Here is a 15,987-nt window from a genome sequence, read left to right on the forward strand (position 1 = left end):
ATCCCGGTCATCGGACGAGCGGGACCGGAGCGCGTGTGAGCACCTGCCTGAGCGGGCGCCGCAGCGTGGGGCGGACATGCGGAGGGCGGCCCAGGCGCAGCGCCATCTGCGGATGGCGGCCCGCCGTGACCCACCGGCGCATCTCCTCACGCAGGTCGGGTCGTTCGAGGGACTGGGTGTGGAAGCCGGCCATGACTGCGTGCCCGGCCGTACAGAGCAGGACGCGCTGGAGCGCCTGTCCCGCGAGGAGCCAGTCGGCGCAGTGGTCGTAGGGCGTGCACAGGACGGCGACGATTCCCGTTCCGGCGCCGCGGCGGCGTTCCGGAACGGTGTACCGGCGGGACAGGCCAAGGTAGTCGCGGCCCGCGAGCAGGGTGAGGTCGGGGTGGGCACGGCAGGCCGCGACCGGCACCCCGGTCGGTCCCACCCCGTGTGCCGGCTCGACGGCACGCCAGAGGTCCGCACGGACCGCCCGCTCCGCGGTGTGCACCAGCCGGGCGAGCATCCCCACCATCTCCGGGACGTCGAGCATCTGGAGGATCACGCCCTCGGACCGGGCCTGGTCGCGGAGGTCCGAGAGCAGTTCCTCCGTCACCGGCTCGGGCCCGAACGGCCCCCGGTGAGTGTGCCGCAGGGGCATGGCCTGCGCCGGCGACTCCTCCTCTTGGGTGGCCGCGGCAACCATTTCCCGGGCGTCCGGGTCGGTCAGGGCCATCCGGCGCCCGGGGTCCGCCTGCACTTCGAAACCCCCGTCATGGCCTTCCTCGACGAAGAACCAGGGCTGGCTGTTGTGCGCCGAGGGAGCGAAGGATGCGGCGCGCGCGAGATGGAGCGCCGCGCGACCGGGTGTCCCGCCTGTGAAGGTCATCGTGGTTACCGCCCTTCGTGAGGCATGCGCTCTCGGCCTCGTGTGCCGTGGCCCGCGCCGGGACGCGCCCTTCGGCCCTCGCACTCCCTGCCGTCGGGGCCGCGGGCCGGGACCTCATGACTCCGGAGGCGGTGCGCGGCAAGCGCTTTGCCGGAGGTGTCGCAGAAGAACCGTGCCGCCGGCCGTCGAGCATCGACGCCGGCTCGCGACGCGGAGATACCCCGGCGCAGGCCCCGTGCGCCGGGGATCGTCCACGCATCGGCGTCATCGGACGGTCAGTCCTCCCGCACCCCGGCCAGATCCTGGGCGACCTGTGCCGCCCACTGCTCGATCAGGGTGAAGTCGCGGAAGTCGCCGCCCTTTCCGCTGCGCAGGATCATGCCCGCGATGAATCCCTTCGCGCCCTCCTCCAGGCAGCCGCCGAAGGTGACATGCCCCCGGACGTCAAGCCGGGTCATGGCCCGCCGGACCGCCGCGACGGGTGGGATGTCCCGCTCGGAGGCCGAGGCGTCGAGCGGGCCGCTGCTGAAGAGCCACACGGGGCGTCCGATGAGAGCGTGGCGGTGCCGGCGCAAGAAGCGGCGGGCGTCCTTGTGCCAACGACCGGCGTACAAGGCGCCGCCGACCACGACGGCGTCGTAGGGGCCGAGATCGTCAACGGAAGCGGCCGGGCGCGCCCAGGCCGTGAGCCCCTCCTTGTTCAGTACCTCGGCCACGGTCTCGGCGATCTGTGCGGTGGATCCGTTCGTGGTGCCGTAGGCGACCAGCACGTCGGTGGTCATGGCCCGCCTCCTCTCAGGTGCGGCGCAGCCAGTCGTCGGCCACACCGTGCAAGGCCTGTTCGTCGGGCTGGATCCGGGCATCGTCCAGCCGGTAGGTGAGCTTGTCGACGACCGCGACCACTCCGTCGACCCGGACGGTCATGGCGGCCGCGATCCCGGTCTCGCTCTTGCGTTCCATCTGGCCGGTCAGGGTGACCACCCCGTCGGTCACGGAGACATCCACACTGCGCGGCGCCAGCCACAGCGCCCGCACCAGCACCTCGTCGATCACTTCCCTGCGGATCTCCGCGTCCGGCCGCAGGAACACCTTCAGCAGGTCGCGCCGGGTGACGATGCCGACCAGTCGGCCCTCCTCGTCCAGTACGGGCAGTCTCTCGACACGGTTCTCGGCCATCGTGCGGGCCGCCTGGACGATCGTGTTGTCGGCCTGGACCGTGATGGGCGGCTCACTCATCAGCCGTCCGGCGGTGCGCGCGCGGGCCTTCGCCGCCTGCCTGCGCCCGGTGCGTGTCAGGTCGGCGAGCCGGAAGCGCCGCTTCGGTTCATACGGTTCGGGCAGCTGAGCCTGATGGGTCATCAGGTCCGTTTCGGAAATGACCCCGATGACCTTGTCGTCCTCGTCGACCACCGGCAGTCCGCTGATGCGGTTCTCACGGAGCAGACGTGCCACTTCCTTGAACGTGGTGCCGTACGTGGCGCGGACGACCTCCATGGTCATCACGGAGCCCACTTTGCTGTGCATCATGGCTGTCTCCTCCTCAACGAAGCCGGCGAAGGTAGGGGTCCTGCTGTCGGCGCGGCAACAGCCGAAGGCGCGCGTCGAGGACGGTCACTCCGCCCGGCGCGGCGAGTACGGGGTTGAAGTCCGCCTCGGCGAGTTGCGCCAGGTCGCTCGCCATCCGGGAGAGCCTGTGCAGCACCTGTTCGAGACCCGGCAGGTCGACCGGTCCGCCACCGCCGGCGCCGAAGAGCAGGGGGGCGCAGCGCGGGGACGTGATCAGGTCGTGCACGTCGTGGTCGGTGAGCGGGGCCAGGCGTGCGGCGTGGTCGGCGAGGATCTCGGTGGCCGTGCCGCCGAGGCCGAACAGGACGAGCGGTCCGAAGACCTCGTCCTGGACGACTCCGGCGAACAGCTCGGTGCCGCGGGCCGCGAGCGGCTGGACCACCACGCCGGTCAGCAGGCCGGCGAACCGCGTCCCCAGGTCGCGGAAGGCTGCGCGCACCTGGCTGTCGCCGCGCAGGTCGAGGTGGACCGCGTGCTGTGCGCTCTTGTGGAGCAGACCGGGCCAGTGGGCCTTCATGACCACCCGGCCGTCGGCGCCGCGCATCCGGTCGGCGGCCAGGACGGCCTCGTCCTCGGTCGTGGCCCAGGCCCACGGCAGCTGCGGAATGCCGTAGCAGTCGAGCAGTTCGGCGCAGGTGCGCGGGTCGAGCCAGCCCCCGTCGGGGTGAATCTCCAGGTAGGTCTCGACGCGGGCGTGGGCGCGAGCCGTGTCGATGCCGTCGAGATCGGGGAACGTACCGGCGGGCCGGGCGAGCCAGGCGGCTCGGCCCGCCGCGTGCGCCAACGCCCGGGCCGCTGCCTGCGGTTCGGCGTACGCGGGCACGGTGCCTCCGCCGGCGCGGGGCAGCAGCTCCACGGGCAGGGCCTGTTCCAGACGTACGACGACGACCGGCTTCGGCCGGTGGCCCGACCTGCCGGTGACGGCTTTGACGAGGTCGTCGCCCGTGGCGGATGCGACCGCGGTGGGAACGAGGGCCACCAGGACGGCGTCGACCCCCGGATGCCGCATGATCCGGTCCACGCAGTCACCGAGTTGTTCCTCCGACACGGCGGCCGTGGCGTCCACGGGGTTGCCGATCGCGGCGCCCGCGGGCAGCACCGCCAGCATGTCGTCGACGAGTGCCGGAGTGGGTGCCGGCAGGGCGAGCCCGGCCTCCGCGCATGCGTCGGCACTGAGCACTCCGGCACCGCCCGCGTTGGTGACGATCGCCACCCGGGATCCCGCCGGAAGCGGCTGGGAGTGCAGCAGGGCGGCTGTTGCGAGGAGTTCACCGACCGAGTGGGCGGCGGTGATGCCGGCTTGGGTGAACAGGGCCTGGCGGGTCATGGTGCGGGTGGCGGCCGCCGCGGTGTGCGAGGCGGCGGCGCGGCGCCCCGCGTCGGTGCGCCCGGCGTCGACGGTGAGCACCGGCATGCGCCGGGTCACCCGGCGGGCGGTGCGGGAGAAGGCGCGCGGGTTGCCGAACGACTCGAGGTGCAGCAGGGCGAGATCGGTGCGTGTGTCGCTCTCCCACCACTGGAGCATGTCGTTGCCGCTGACGTCGTACTTGTCGCCGAGCGAGACGAACGAGGACACGCCGATGCCCTGCCGGGACAGACCGTCGAGGACAGCGATGCCGACTCCGCCGGACTGTACGGCCACTCCCGCGGTGCCGGGGCGCGGGTGGTTCGCAGCGAAGGTCGCGTCGAGGCACAGCTGGGGGTCGGTGTTAGAGACACCCAGGCAGTTGGGTCCCACCATCCGCATGCCGTAGGTGCGGCATGCCGTCCGGAGGGCCTGCGCCTGCTCGGCGTCCAGCCCGGCGGTGACGACGAGCAGAGCGCGCACGCCTGCCTTGCCGCATTCCTCGGCGGTGGCGGGAACGGCGGCGGCGGGTACGGCGACCACCACGAGGTCGGGAGTCCTGGGCAGGGCGCTGACGCTCGCATGCGACGGCACGCCGAGGACCGACGTCGCCGCGGGGTTCACCGCCCACAGACGCCCGGTGTAGCCACCGGCCTTCAGTTGGTGCAGGATCGCCCGGCCCACGGAACCCGGCTTGCGGCCGGCGCCGACCACGGCGACCGCGGTCGGCCGCAGCAGGGGCCGCAGGCTCTCGACGTCGGCGGCCCGGCCGCGCTCCTCCACCGCTGTCAGATAGGCGTCGTCCTCGTCGAGCGCGATGGTGCAGCGCACTTCGGGTCCCTCGAAGCGACGGGCCGTGCGCAGGCCGAGGTCGGCGAAGAGGCGCAGGATCTCCTGGTTCTCGCTCAGGGCGTCGGCGGTGAAGGAGGTGACGCCGTCCGCGCGGGCCGCGGAGACGAGGTGCTCGACCAGGAGTGTGCCCACCCCCCGGTGGTGGAGTCCGTCTGCGACTGCGATGGAGATCTCGGCCTCGGTGTTGCTGTCGCCGGTCTCGTACTCGGCGAGGCCGATCACCTGTCCGGTCCGCTCGGCCAGCAGGGCCCGGTAGCCGGGGTGCGGCGGGGCACAGGCGCGGTCGGCGGCCATCTGGGCGGAGCGCCGGCTCGCGGCGAAGAACCTCAGTCGCAGGTTCTCCGGGGACATCTCCTCGTACAGGCCCTGCAGTTGCTCGTGGTCGCTCGCCGCCACGGGGCGGATGCGCACGGTGGTGCCGTCCGCGAGCAGGGCGTGCGTCCGGGGACCGCTGAGCGTTTCGTCCTTCATCGCGGTTCTCCTCCAGGTCTTGGTGCACTTCGAGCGTCCAGCGGGACGGCACCGGGGCCCATGGGCTGACCGGGGGCGGGGTGAGGGCCGTTCGGCCCTCGGTGGCCGCGCCGCACGGACGGGCGGGGCGTGGCCTGCTCCGGGTCGTGGTCGCGCGGGTCCGTGGCACGCCGGTGGCCATGGCTGCTCGCAGGGCGCCGCTCGGCCTCTGCGGGACGGCCGGGCGAGGCTCTCCCCGACCGGGGTCAGCGGTGCGGGAGCACGGCGACCGGGACGGCGGAGTGGTGCAGGACGGCGTGGGTGACGGGTCCGATGTGGGCACCGTACGGCCTGCGCCGGACCCGGCGGCCCACGACGACCAGCGAGGCGTCGTGGGACGCGTCGACCAGCTGGCGGCCGGGACTGTCGGAGCGGGAGACCTCGTCGACCTCCACCGTCGGGTACTTCTGCCGCCAGGGACGCAGGATCTCGGTCAGCTCGGCGGCCTTCCGACGGGCGAGCTCGTCGTGCAGCAGCGGGTCGAGGGAGAGGCCGTAGACGTAGTAGGGCGGCAGGTTCCAGCCGGACACGGCCCGTAGGGCGCTCTCGCGGCGGGTGGCCACCTCGAAGGCGAACCCGATCAGCGAGTCGTCGGGCTCGCTCGGGTCGAGGCCCAGCACGACGGGGCGGAACGGGGTGCCCGCCGAGGGGACACCGGCCGGGTCCGGCCGGTGCTCGTCGACGGCCTGTTCCCCGGCACGGACCAGGACGACCGGTCGTTCGGCATGCGCCACGACCCCCAGTCCCACGGAACCGAGCAGGAATCCGCCGATCCCGCTCAGCCTGCCCGAGCCGAGGACCATCAGTTCGGCGTCCTTGGTCGCCTCCGCCAGGACGTCGGCGGGCCGGCCCGGGGCATGCTCCACCTCGACCTCGAGACCGGGGTGCCGCTGCCGAACGCCGTCCGCCGCGTCCTGCGGGAACTTCTCGCTCCAGTACTGCAGGGTTTCACCGCCGAGAAGGGGGGCGTGAGCCATCGGCTCGGGCACGGGCTCCCAGACATGGAGCAGCTTCAACGGCAGGCCACGCGAGACGGCTTCGCGAGCCGCCCATTCGGCTGCCGCCCGGCTTTCGGCGGAGCCGTCGAGACCTGCGACAACAGTGCGGACCATGGTTCTGCCTCCTGATCTGGATGTCTGTCTCCAGCGTGGTGCGGGCAGGCCCGATGGTGCAGGGGCCGCTGGTCCCGCACCGGGTCCGACCGGCCCCACCGAGCGTGACGCGGCGGGCCCCGTCGGGAGCCCGCCGTGCCGTTGCGGGGGTCACTGGAGCCAGCGGCTGCGGCTGACGAAGGGCAGGCGTGCCCACGCCCTGCCGAATCCCCAGACCGCGCCGGCGCCCACGGCCGCCAGGGCGATGAGGACAACGGCGTAGATGAGGTGGTAGTCGACGAACGGATTCGTCGACATGCTCGGCGTGCCGTCCGAGAGATGCTTGGCCGGCGGCCACTCCGCGATCCACATCAGCGCCATCATCGCGGTACCGGCAACGGCGGCGAGCCGCAGACCGATCCCCGCCATCAGTGCCAGACCGACGCCCAGCAGACCGAGCATGAACAGCCAGTCCGCCCAGGCGTCCCCTGCCCACGCGTGGAAGGTGGACTCCATCGGGCCGGCGGCCACACCGCTCAGGAAGCCCTTGGTAGGCGAACCGCCGTCGATCCAGCCCTTGCCGGACTGGGTCGCGTAGCCGAAGCCGAACGTCTTGTCCAGGAACGCCCACAGGAAGACGAACCCGGTCAGCAGCCGCAGTCCGGCGAACACGTACGCGCTGGTCGCCGTCGCCGTCCCGGCGGCCGCCTCGGCCGTTCCCGCCCGCCGCAGCGACGGGAACCGGAACCCTGCGTGTCGGTGCGGGTGATCGTGGACAGCCATGATCGTGATCCTCTCGGGAGTCGGTGCCGTTGACTCACTCCTTGCACCGCTCAATCTGCTCGCCACGGGGCGACCTCGCCGCAGGCCGAAGGTCGGGACCCGGTGGGCTGAACGGCCCCTTCCACGGGACCTGTCGGGCCGGGGGCGCACCCGTGACCCGTTCAAGGCCGGGACGCCGATCATGAGGATCAGCCGCCCGTGGGCGGGCACGGGGTCGCCCGCCTCCAGGCCGACGGCCCCGTCCGACGTCCACGGCCCGGTCACCTCAGTGGTCTCGGCGACCGGCTGGGACTCGCCGGTCAGGGCATCTTCGGCGGCCTCCACCGTCTCCGCGAGTGTTCATGAACACCGGGGCGGTCCGCTCGGCCGGCGGCACCGGGCCCGCACCCTCCGCTCGCCGGTGCGGCACCGCAAAGGGCCGGATGGTCCCGAGGAGCGCACCGTCCGGCCCTCCCCCGACGGCCGGGGGACCACGAACCTGGAGCTGGGAGGCAGATGCGCGCCAGCCCGCTGTCGCGCCGAGCACCGGAGGTGCGCCATGACCGGACCCGTCGTCGTCGGCCTCGACGGCTCCCCCTCAAGTGTCACGGCCACCTGGTGGGCGGCCCGGGCGGCCAGGGAACGGCGGCTCCCGGTACTGCTGCTGCACTCCTGGACCACTCAGCCGCTCAGTGTGCCCATCCCTCAGGAAGCCCTCGGCAGACAGCGCTACGGCGGTCGGGTGCTCCAGCGCATGGAGGCAGAACTGCGGCACCGTTACGGCGACCTGAGGCTGACCGCGGAACTGGTGTCGGCCCCCGCCTCGGAGGCCCTCGTGGACCTCGGCGACAGCGCCGCCATGCTGGTGCTCGGCTCTCGCGACCACGGCTCGGTCGCGAGCTTCCTGCTCGGCTCCGTCAGCCTGCACGTCCTGGGCGTCGCCCGGTGTCCCGCGGTGACGGTGCGTGCGGACGGCTCCGATGACGGAACCGACCGGTACGAGATCGTCGTAGGAGTGCAGGAGGCGGGAGCGACCTCGGATCCGCTGCTGGAGTTCGCCTTCAGCACGGCCGAGGCGCACGGAGCGCGGGTGCGCGCGGTGCGGGCACTGCCGCTGTCGTCCCTGGTGGCCTCCCCCCGCGGCGCGTACCACGACGAGGGTTACGAGGTGGACGAACAGGCCCGTCTCGCCGCCGCCGTGGCGCAGTGGCGGGAGAAGTTCCCCGCTGTCGCCGTCACCTACCAGGTGAGCAGGGGAACCGCGGCACAGGTCCTGCTGAGGGCCTCTGCGCACAGCGCGCTCACCGTGGTGGGCCGGCGGCGGCATCCGTCTCCCCTCTCGTGGAAGCTCGGCCCGGTCGCGCACGCGGCCCTGCACCACGTGGCGTGTCCCGTCGCCGTCGTCCCGCACGACTGAGCCCGGACGGGGGGGGACCGTCATGGCCCGAACCGCTCCGAGGAATGCGCTGCGTCGGCTGTCCTCATCACCGGGGCTCGAACCGAGCCTGCTCGCCGTCACTGCGGTCGCGCTTGCCGCGGGTGGCGTCTACCGACTCGTCGGCGCCGCCGAACTGGCCGATCTGTGCTGGGGTATCGGCACGGCCGTCGCCGTCGTCCCGGCCGTCGGCTGGGTGCTGAACGCCCTGCGGCGCGACAAGCGGGAGTCGACCTGATCGCGGTACTGGCGCTGGGCGGCAGCCTCGCCGTGCGCGAACATCTGGCGGGAGCGCTCATCGCGCTGATGCTCGCCACAGGCGACGACCTGCGGGTCGTCCTCGATGCCGTACGGGACGCTGCCGACCGGCTCTTCGACGGCGCCGGACCGAAGACCCCCGCCGCGGTTGCCGAGGTGCACCGGCTGCTCACCGGACGGCTGCTGCCGCACGAGTACGCCGAGGACCACCAGCTGTATCCCGCACCGGCCCCGACCCTCGGCGGTCCCGAGGCGACCGCCACGATGAGCGCGGCACACTCGCCCCGGAACAGCTCGACGACCTGCGCGCCTGTCTGTACGGGCTGCACACCGAGCTACGCCTGCACCTCACTCAGGAAGAAGAGAGCTACTTCTCACTCGCGCCATGAGGGTCTACGCACTGCGACACCGTCTGACCGTCGACTCGTGGACCGGACTGTCCGCCGTGCGAGGGCTCACAGCACGGTTCCGCTCAGCCGACGACGGGCAGATCCGGGCGGACCAGGGTGCCCGCCCGGCCGTGCAGCATCTCGTACGCGGCGTCCAGGGAACCGATCGCGGCGAGGCCACCGGTGCGTTCGACGAAGCGGGCTGCGGCTTCGGTCTTGGGGCCCATCGAGCCGGCGGCGAAGCGGCCGTGGCGCAGGGTGGTGGGGGTGGCGTCGTGCAGTGGGTGCTGGCGCGGCGTGCCGTATTCGGCATAGACGTGGGGGACGTCGGTGAGCACGAGGAGGAAGTCCGCCTTGAGGTCCTCGGCGAGGAGGGCGGCCGTGAGGTCCTTGTCGACGACGGCCTCCACGCCGGTGAGGGCACCGGTGTCGGGGTCGGCTACCACGGGAACGCCTCCGCCGCCGGCGCAGATGACGAGCGTGCCGCCGGACAGCAGTTCGTGGATCGTGTCCGTCTCCACGACCCTGTCCGGAGCCGGGGACGCAACGACACGGCGCCAGCCGGTGGTGTCCTCGGCGACCCGCCAGCCGTGCTTGCGGGCCAGCCGGCCGGCCGCCTCCCGCGAGTACGTCCGCCCCACGAACTTCGTGGGCCGCAGGAAGGCGGGGTCGCCGACCCGGACCAGGGTGTGGGTGACGAGCGCGGCGATCCGGTGCCCGGGCAGCGTGTCGTACAGGACACGCAGCAGCAACGAGCCGATCATGCCCTGAGTCTGCGCGCCCAGCAGGTCCAGCGGATAGGGGGCGCTGAGGGCCGGGTCGGTGGCGCTCTCCCCGGCGAGCAGTCCGATCTGGGGGCCGTTGCCGTGAGTGAGGACGACCTCATGGTCGATGGCGAGGGCGGCGATCGCCGTGGCCACCCGGTCGATGTTGGCGGTCTGGACGTCCGCGTCGGGGAGTTCGCCGCGGCGGAGCAGGGCGTTGCCGCCGAGGGCGACGACGATGCGCATGGGTCAGTCCTCCAGGGTGGCGTGGACCAGTCACAGCCTCCGGCCCCGGCGCTCCGCCTCACGGGCGGCCCATACGGCCGCGGCCAGGCTCTCGGCGGATCCGTCCACCCCTGCGATCACCGGTGCGAGCATGACGTACACCTCACCCTCACTCCGACTGCCTCTCACGCCCAGCTTCGCGCCCCGCCCCGCCCGCGGGTATGGGCTGCGCGGGCTGTTCATGGGGCCGTACGGCCCTAGAGTCGATCCGTGAGCACCAGCCGCCCCGTCTCCCCCGGCTGCACACAGACCGCGCGCCCCGGCAGCCGCACGTCGATGGGCGAGCGGTCGGACGAGGGTACGGCGATGTCCAACCGCCCGCGTTCCAGGTGCAGCCGGACGCCCCAGTGGCCCCGGTAGCGCAGCGCGAAGCCGTACGACGACAGCTCGGGCAGCGGTACCGGGTCGAGCCAGAGGGCACGCTCCCGGGTCTCGAGACCCGTCAGTCCACGCTGGACGAGGTCGAGCGTGCCGGCCATGGCACCGAGGTGGATGCCCTCGCCGGTGGTGCCGCCCTGTACGTCGGCGATGTCGCCCTGGAGCGCCTCCTGGCAGAACTTCCAGGCCTCGGCACGCCGGGCCCGGGCCAGGATCCAGCCATGGACCAGGCCGCTGAGGGTGGAGCCGTGGCTGGTGCGACGCAGATAGTGGTCGACGGTGCGGCGCCATGTTTCCTCATCGAGCCGGTACCCCAACCGGCGGAAGAGGGACTGGAGTTCGGCCGGCGCGAAGAGGTACCCCAGCATCAGGACGTCAGCCTGTTTGGAGGCCTGGTACCGATTGACGGTGTCGCCCTCCGCCTCCAGGATCCGGTCCAGACGCCGGATGTCCCCGTACTTCCCCCGATAGCCGTCCCAGTCGAGTTCGTCGAGGTCGCCGTACCCGTCGAACTGGCTGAGGACACCACCGTGGAAGGGCACGTGGAGGGTACGGGAGACGTCCTCCCAGAGTTCCAGTTCGCCTCCGTCCAGGCCGGCGCGTTCCACGAGTTCACGGCGGCGGGGCTCGGGCAGGCTCTCCAGCAGCTCCAGCGTTCGGGCGAGCACCCAGGCGGCGGTGACGTTGGTGTACGTGTTGTCGTCGAGGCCGGGCCGCGGAGCGCCGGGGTAGGCCTCGTGGTACTCGTCGGGTCCCACCACGCCCCTGATCCGATGCCGACCGAGGTCCGCGTCGTACACGGCGGAGTCGGCCCAGAAGCGCGCGATCTGCAGCAGCATCTCGGCGCCTTTGGTGTGCAGGAACTCCGTGTCGCCGCTGGCCTCGCAGTACTGCCACACGTTGTAGGCGATCGCCGAGCCGACATGGTGCTGGAGGTGGGAGTGATCCGGCAACCAGCGGCCCGAGCGGGGGTTGAGGTGCAGTTGCTGGGTCTCCTCGCGCCCGTCGCTGCCGCTCTGCCACGGGTACATGGCACCGCGGCGACCGGCTGCCCGGGCGGCGGTGCAGGCCTGTTCCAGGCGGCGGTGACGGTAGCGCAGCAGGGCCCGGGAGACCTCCGGGAAATGCAGGTTCAGATAGGGCAGGACGAACAGCTCGTCCCAGAAGACATGACCGCGGTAGGCCTCGCCGTGCAGTCCTCGCGCGGGGACTCCGACATCGAGGTCGGCGGTGTGCGGGGACAGTGTCTGGAGCACGTGGAACAGGTGCAGGCGCAGGATGCGGCCCGACTCCCCGGGGACATCGAGGTCCGCGCGGCGCCACAGCTGGTCCCACGCCGTCAGATGCGATTCGAACAGTTCCTCGAAGCCAGGTGCCTGTCCGACGCGGTCGACTGCTGCGTACAGCGGGTCGCTGATGGCCGGATCGCGCGAGGTGTGCAGGGCCACCGTCTTGTCGACGGTGACGGTACGGCCCTCCGACAACTCCAGACGTACCCGCTGGGCGGCACGCAGGTCGTCGTGCTCGGGCGTCACCTCGGCCCGGGCGGTCAGTCTGGCCGCCATCCCGATCCGGATGTCCGAGGTACGGGTGCGGCAGCGCAGCCACACGGTGTCCGGGGTGGCCGTACCGGCGTGCACATGGGTCAGGTGCCGGCCGTCGAGGTCGCGGTAGCGCGCCACCCCACCGTTGGTGACACCGCCATCGAGTGCCGACTCGACCTCGAGCACGCCGGAGAAGCCCGAGGCGGTGAACTCGGTACGCAGAGCGGCCAGATGTGGTTCCGCCATGTGCACCAGACGTTGCTGACGCACCAGCAGCTCACGCCCCGTGCCGAGCCCGTACCGTGTTCGCCGCTCCAGGAGTCCGGAGGCCAGGTGCAGGTCCATGCGGTGTTCGAGGACGGTGGTGGTGTCGGGCGTCAGCCACGCGCCCTGGGGCAGACGGAAGCGCAGGGGCAGCCAGTTCGGCACGTTGACCATGTCCTCGTTCTCGACCAGCCGGCCGGACACCTCGGAGGTGAGCCGGTTGTAGCAGCCCGCGACGTACGTCCCCGGGTAGTGCACCTCGTCCGCCACGCACTCGGGAAGCGCACCCCGGGTGGCGAGACGGCCGTTGCCCAGCGTGCACAACGACTCCCGCAGTCGTTCGTCCGTGGGAACGTAACCCTCGTACTCCCAGGTCCAGTCCGTCACATCGCACTCCTCGCACCAGCAGTTCCCCGAGATCCGGCACGACGACGTCGGCGCCGTGCCGCAACCCCGGGTCACCCCCGGACGCCCGGGTCCACACGTCCCCGCCTTCGAGGCCGCCCTCGCGGCGGTGGAGGCGAGCCGCCCTGACCTGCCTGCCCCGCCGTCGGCAGCGGGTCCGGCGTGTCACGGCAGTTCCTCGGGGACCGCACGCTCACACCGGCTGGGGCACGATCGCCACCGGGCACTGCGCGTGGTGCAGCAGCGTGTGGGCCACCCGGCCCAGCTGGAGGCCGGAGTGGCCGGTCCGGCGGCGCGCTCCGACGACCACCAGGTCCGCGGCGGCGGAACGGTTCAGCAGCACCTTGCGCGCCGGACCCTCCACGGTGCTGCGGCGCACCCGGACCCCCGGGTGATCGGCCACCGCGTCGTACAGCAGAGCGTCTAGCTGTGCGGACGCGCGCTCTTCGTGGAGGTGCACCGGATCCTCCGCCAGCCGGGGCTCGTCGGCGCCCTCGTGCGCGGGGCAGCGCCAGGAACGTACGACGTCGAGGACGCCACCGCGCGCCTCGGCCTCGCGGAAGGCGAACCGCACGGCCTCACCGGCGGACGCGGGCTCGCCCGCGCCGAGCACGATCCGTTCGTGCGTTCCCTCCACGCCGGCCCTGTCACCCCGAACCACAATCACCGGGCAGTGCGCCCGGGCCGCCACGGCAAGACCGACGGAACCGAGCAGCAGGCCCTTCAGCTCGCCGCGTCCCCGCGAACCCGTCACCAGCGCGGAAGCGTTGTGCCCCGCACGCAGTAGCGCGTCCACCGCCTCCTCGGGAACCACCTCCGCGGACACCTTGACCTCGGGGTTGCGCCGCTGGGCGCGCTCCGCCGCGGTGCCCACGATGTTCTCCGCCATCACCTGCTCGGACGGACGGCCGGGGTCTGCGGAGAGTGCGGCGTCCTCGTAGCGCTCCCACAGCGAGGCGTACACCAGCTGCAGCGGCATGCCTTGCCGGGCCGCTGCGTCCACCGCCCAGTCGAGCGCGACCAGGCTCGATTCCGATCCGTCGACTCCCACGACCAGGGGCAGCTCCACCGTCCCCACCACCTTTCGTCGGGCCGCACGGGGCATGCGGCGCGGGGCTCCACCCTCACCGTCGCACCGGTGCCCACCCGCTGCCAGGGGCCGTTCGGCCCCCGCGTGGGACACCGGGGAGCGAACCCCTGCTCACGAGCGCTGAGCGGCCCGGCGACCGGCCCGCTCAGCCCCGGGGCAGGTACGGGACCCGGCCCGACGCGGAAAGCAAAGGCAGTGAAGGCGCGCGGTGCCATGCTGCCGACCCTCAGTCTCAGCCGTCCCGACCAGGAACGACTGCTGCCCGCGGTCAGCCCCGTGGGCCGCGAGCGTCTTCGGCACTCCCGATTCCCGTCGTGGCGGTGCCCGCCTCCGACCGGTCCGCGACACTTCTGCGGGCCGTCGGGGCACGGGAGTTGCTCGCGTAGCCGACCAGCGAATCGAGTCACGCCGAAGGCCCGGGCCCGTCGGTCGTCGCGCCTTCGGGGACCGGGGGCCGACGGGTTGCTCAGTGGCTCGCGGGCGTCAGGCGAATGTCACCGCATGTGAGTACGTGCGAAGTCACCGCATATGAGTACGTGTGCGGCCGGACAGCTGTTCGGCCTCGGCCGGGGCGACCGGGGTCCGCACCAGATCGTCCCGGCGATCGATCCACACGGTGACCGCTGTACCCGTCGCGCCGTCCGGCCCGACCCGGGCCGCTCCCGTGCGGGTGGAGCCGTCGGGGCCCGTCCAGCGCACCTCCGCCCGCACCGTGCCACCGGTGCCGTCCCCCGTCAGCACGGGGTTTCCGTCCGCGTTCTCGCGTTCTCTGCGCGTGTCGCCGATAGGGCGTGCACGGCGGCTCGGCGGGCGGCGAGGCCGTCCTCCACGGCCGCGCTATCCGCCTGACCCTGGCCGGCAGCTGATCCGTCGCCGGCTGCCGACGACGCGCTCGGGGCGCAGGTCAGTCGTGGGCCACAGGTCCCGCTGTGCCGTCGGACGGCCCGATGTCACCAGGTGGTGCAGGCGGGCGTCCAGCGACCGCTCGTCCGTGCACTCCTCACCGGCTCGGCACGACGACCACGGGGCAGTGGGAGCGGTGCAGCAGCGTGTGCCCGACCGCACCCAGCCTCGGCTCGGCCCCGCGCCCGTGGCGGCGGGCCCCGATCACCACGAGCCCCGCCTCGCGTGTCGCCTCCAGCAGGGCATGCGCTGGGTCGGTGCGGACCGTCACGGTCTCGACGCCGACCCCGGTGTACCGCTGGCGCAGCGCGGCCACGTCGAAGGGGCCGACCGCATCCTCGCCCGCCTCGCGCCGGGCCGCCTCCCGCTGTCCCGGGCTCGTCCCCGGGATCAGCGACGGCAGCTCGGGCGCCTCGTGCCAGTGGGTCCAGGCGTGCAGCACCCTGAGGCGCACACCGCGCCGCTCCGCCTCCTGGAAGGCGTAGGCCGCCGCGTCCACGTCGGCGTCGCTCTCCAGGCCGAGCAGCACCTCACGCTCGCCGTCGCACCGGTGATCGCCTCGGACCACCAGGACCGGACCGTGGGTGTGCCCGACGAGCCGCAGACTCACGGATCCGAACAGCGTGCCGGTGGCCCGTCCGAGGCCCCGGGTGCCGACGACGGTGAGGTCGGCGCCCTCGCTCTCCCGTACGAGTGCCTTCACCGCGGTGTCCTCGGCTGCACCGGTCACGACGGACAGCTGCGGATGGTGATCGCGTATCCGGGCGGCGGCCGCCGACAGCACCGGTCCCGCCTCGTCGTGATCGGTCACGGCGTACAGGATGTGCAGGGTGGCGCCACGCCGCTCGGCTTCCTCGGCCGCCCAGTCCAGTGCTCGTACGGCGATCAGTGTGCCGTCCACTCCGACGACCACGCGCTGTGCAGTCATGTCCCTGTCCCCTTTCCATGCACGTCACCTCCCGGCAGTTCCTTCACCGGCCTCTCAACGATGCTCGTCGCCGTGCGAGGCGCGGGGTAGGGACCGGACGGGTCTACGCACGCGCCGTGCGGCCCTTGTGCCCCCTGCCGGTCGGGCCCTCGCGTGAGGCGGCCGGGGCCGGCGCTGACAGAGCCGGCTGCGCGCCGTACAGGGTGCGTCCGCCGACGGGCTGCCGACCCGTGATCGGCCGGACCCGGCACCGGCGCGCGTGCTCGACGGGGTGCGGTCACCACGCCGGCCGGCCGGTGACGACGACGCTCCATCCGGACCGGGCGGCCGCGTCGATCTCGTCGGTCTCC

The 15,987-nt window shown here is 72.6% G+C and carries 13 protein-coding genes and 1 pseudogene; 2 read left to right on the forward strand and 12 right to left on the reverse strand.

Annotation, left to right across the window (positions count from 1 at the left end; all coding sequences use genetic code 11):
• Nucleotides 1–7: 7 nt before the first annotated feature.
• The 6 genes from H293_RS0140055 to H293_RS0140080 all read right to left on the reverse strand — a co-directional run bounded on the left by H293_RS0140055 (nt 8) and on the right by H293_RS0140080 (nt 7,015).
• Nucleotides 8–868, reverse strand: coding sequence for a nitroreductase family protein (locus H293_RS0140055; protein ID WP_020123408.1), 861 nt, complete (start codon nt 866–868; stop codon nt 8–10).
• A gap of 275 nt (nt 869–1,143) precedes the next feature.
• Nucleotides 1,144–1,650: a flavodoxin domain-containing protein gene (locus H293_RS0140060; protein WP_020123409.1), complete on the reverse strand. Its 507-nt coding sequence runs from the start codon at nt 1,648–1,650 to the stop codon at nt 1,144–1,146.
• Nucleotides 1,651–1,663: 13 nt separating this feature from the next.
• Nucleotides 1,664–2,395 carry a CBS domain-containing protein gene (locus H293_RS0140065; protein ID WP_020123410.1) on the reverse strand — a complete coding sequence of 244 codons (732 nt, stop codon included), beginning with the start codon at nt 2,393–2,395 and terminating at the stop codon, nt 1,664–1,666.
• Nucleotides 2,396–2,408: 13 nt separating this feature from the next.
• The gene (locus tag H293_RS0140070; protein WP_020123411.1) at nt 2,409–5,102 is read right to left on the reverse strand and encodes a bifunctional acetate--CoA ligase family protein/GNAT family N-acetyltransferase; all 2,694 of its coding nucleotides are present in this window, start codon (nt 5,100–5,102) and stop codon (nt 2,409–2,411) included.
• A gap of 245 nt (nt 5,103–5,347) precedes the next feature.
• Nucleotides 5,348–6,253 carry a universal stress protein gene (locus tag H293_RS0140075; protein ID WP_020123412.1) on the reverse strand — a complete coding sequence of 302 codons (906 nt, stop codon included), beginning with the start codon at nt 6,251–6,253 and terminating at the stop codon, nt 5,348–5,350.
• Between the two features lie 150 nt (nt 6,254–6,403).
• Entirely contained in the window at nt 6,404–7,015 is a 612-nt protein-coding gene (locus tag H293_RS0140080; protein ID WP_028808606.1) for a membrane protein, read from the reverse strand.
• Between the two features lie 538 nt (nt 7,016–7,553).
• Here H293_RS0140080 and H293_RS0140085 point away from each other — a divergent pair.
• The gene (locus H293_RS0140085; RefSeq protein ID WP_020123414.1) at nt 7,554–8,411 is read left to right on the forward strand and encodes a universal stress protein; all 858 of its coding nucleotides are present in this window, start codon (nt 7,554–7,556) and stop codon (nt 8,409–8,411) included.
• Between the two features lie 22 nt (nt 8,412–8,433).
• Complete coding sequence (locus H293_RS55785; protein ID WP_078612819.1) at nt 8,434–8,667, forward strand: hypothetical protein; 234 nt, start codon at nt 8,434–8,436, stop codon at nt 8,665–8,667.
• 492 nt (nt 8,668–9,159) lie between these two features.
• On the opposite strand, the gene H293_RS0140095 is transcribed toward H293_RS55785, so the two are convergent.
• The 6 genes and pseudogenes from H293_RS0140095 to H293_RS0140120 form a co-directional block, all read right to left on the reverse strand.
• Nucleotides 9,160–10,086, reverse strand: a complete 927-nt coding sequence (locus H293_RS0140095) for a carbamate kinase (protein ID WP_020123416.1) — start codon at nt 10,084–10,086, stop codon at nt 9,160–9,162.
• Between the two features lie 33 nt (nt 10,087–10,119).
• Nucleotides 10,120–10,218: pseudogene (locus tag H293_RS57745) on the reverse strand (universal stress protein); the annotation flags it as partial.
• A gap of 104 nt (nt 10,219–10,322) precedes the next feature.
• Nucleotides 10,323–12,698 carry a glycoside hydrolase family 65 protein gene (locus H293_RS0140105; RefSeq protein WP_020123418.1) on the reverse strand — a complete coding sequence of 792 codons (2,376 nt, stop codon included), beginning with the start codon at nt 12,696–12,698 and terminating at the stop codon, nt 10,323–10,325.
• 211 nt (nt 12,699–12,909) lie between these two features.
• On the reverse strand, nt 12,910–13,821 hold the full coding sequence (locus H293_RS0140110) for a universal stress protein (protein WP_078612820.1): 912 nt from the start codon (nt 13,819–13,821) through the stop codon (nt 12,910–12,912).
• Between the two features lie 504 nt (nt 13,822–14,325).
• Nucleotides 14,326–14,547: a hypothetical protein gene (locus tag H293_RS53940; protein WP_020123420.1), complete on the reverse strand. Its 222-nt coding sequence runs from the start codon at nt 14,545–14,547 to the stop codon at nt 14,326–14,328.
• Between the two features lie 259 nt (nt 14,548–14,806).
• Nucleotides 14,807–15,637, reverse strand: coding sequence for a universal stress protein (locus H293_RS0140120; protein ID WP_199790248.1), 831 nt, complete (start codon nt 15,635–15,637; stop codon nt 14,807–14,809).
• Between the last annotated feature and the right edge of the window lie 350 nt (nt 15,638–15,987).

The organism is Streptomyces canus 299MFChir4.1, assembly GCF_000383615.1.
In the GTDB taxonomy this organism is placed as follows: domain Bacteria; phylum Actinomycetota; class Actinomycetes; order Streptomycetales; family Streptomycetaceae; genus Streptomyces; species Streptomyces canus_C.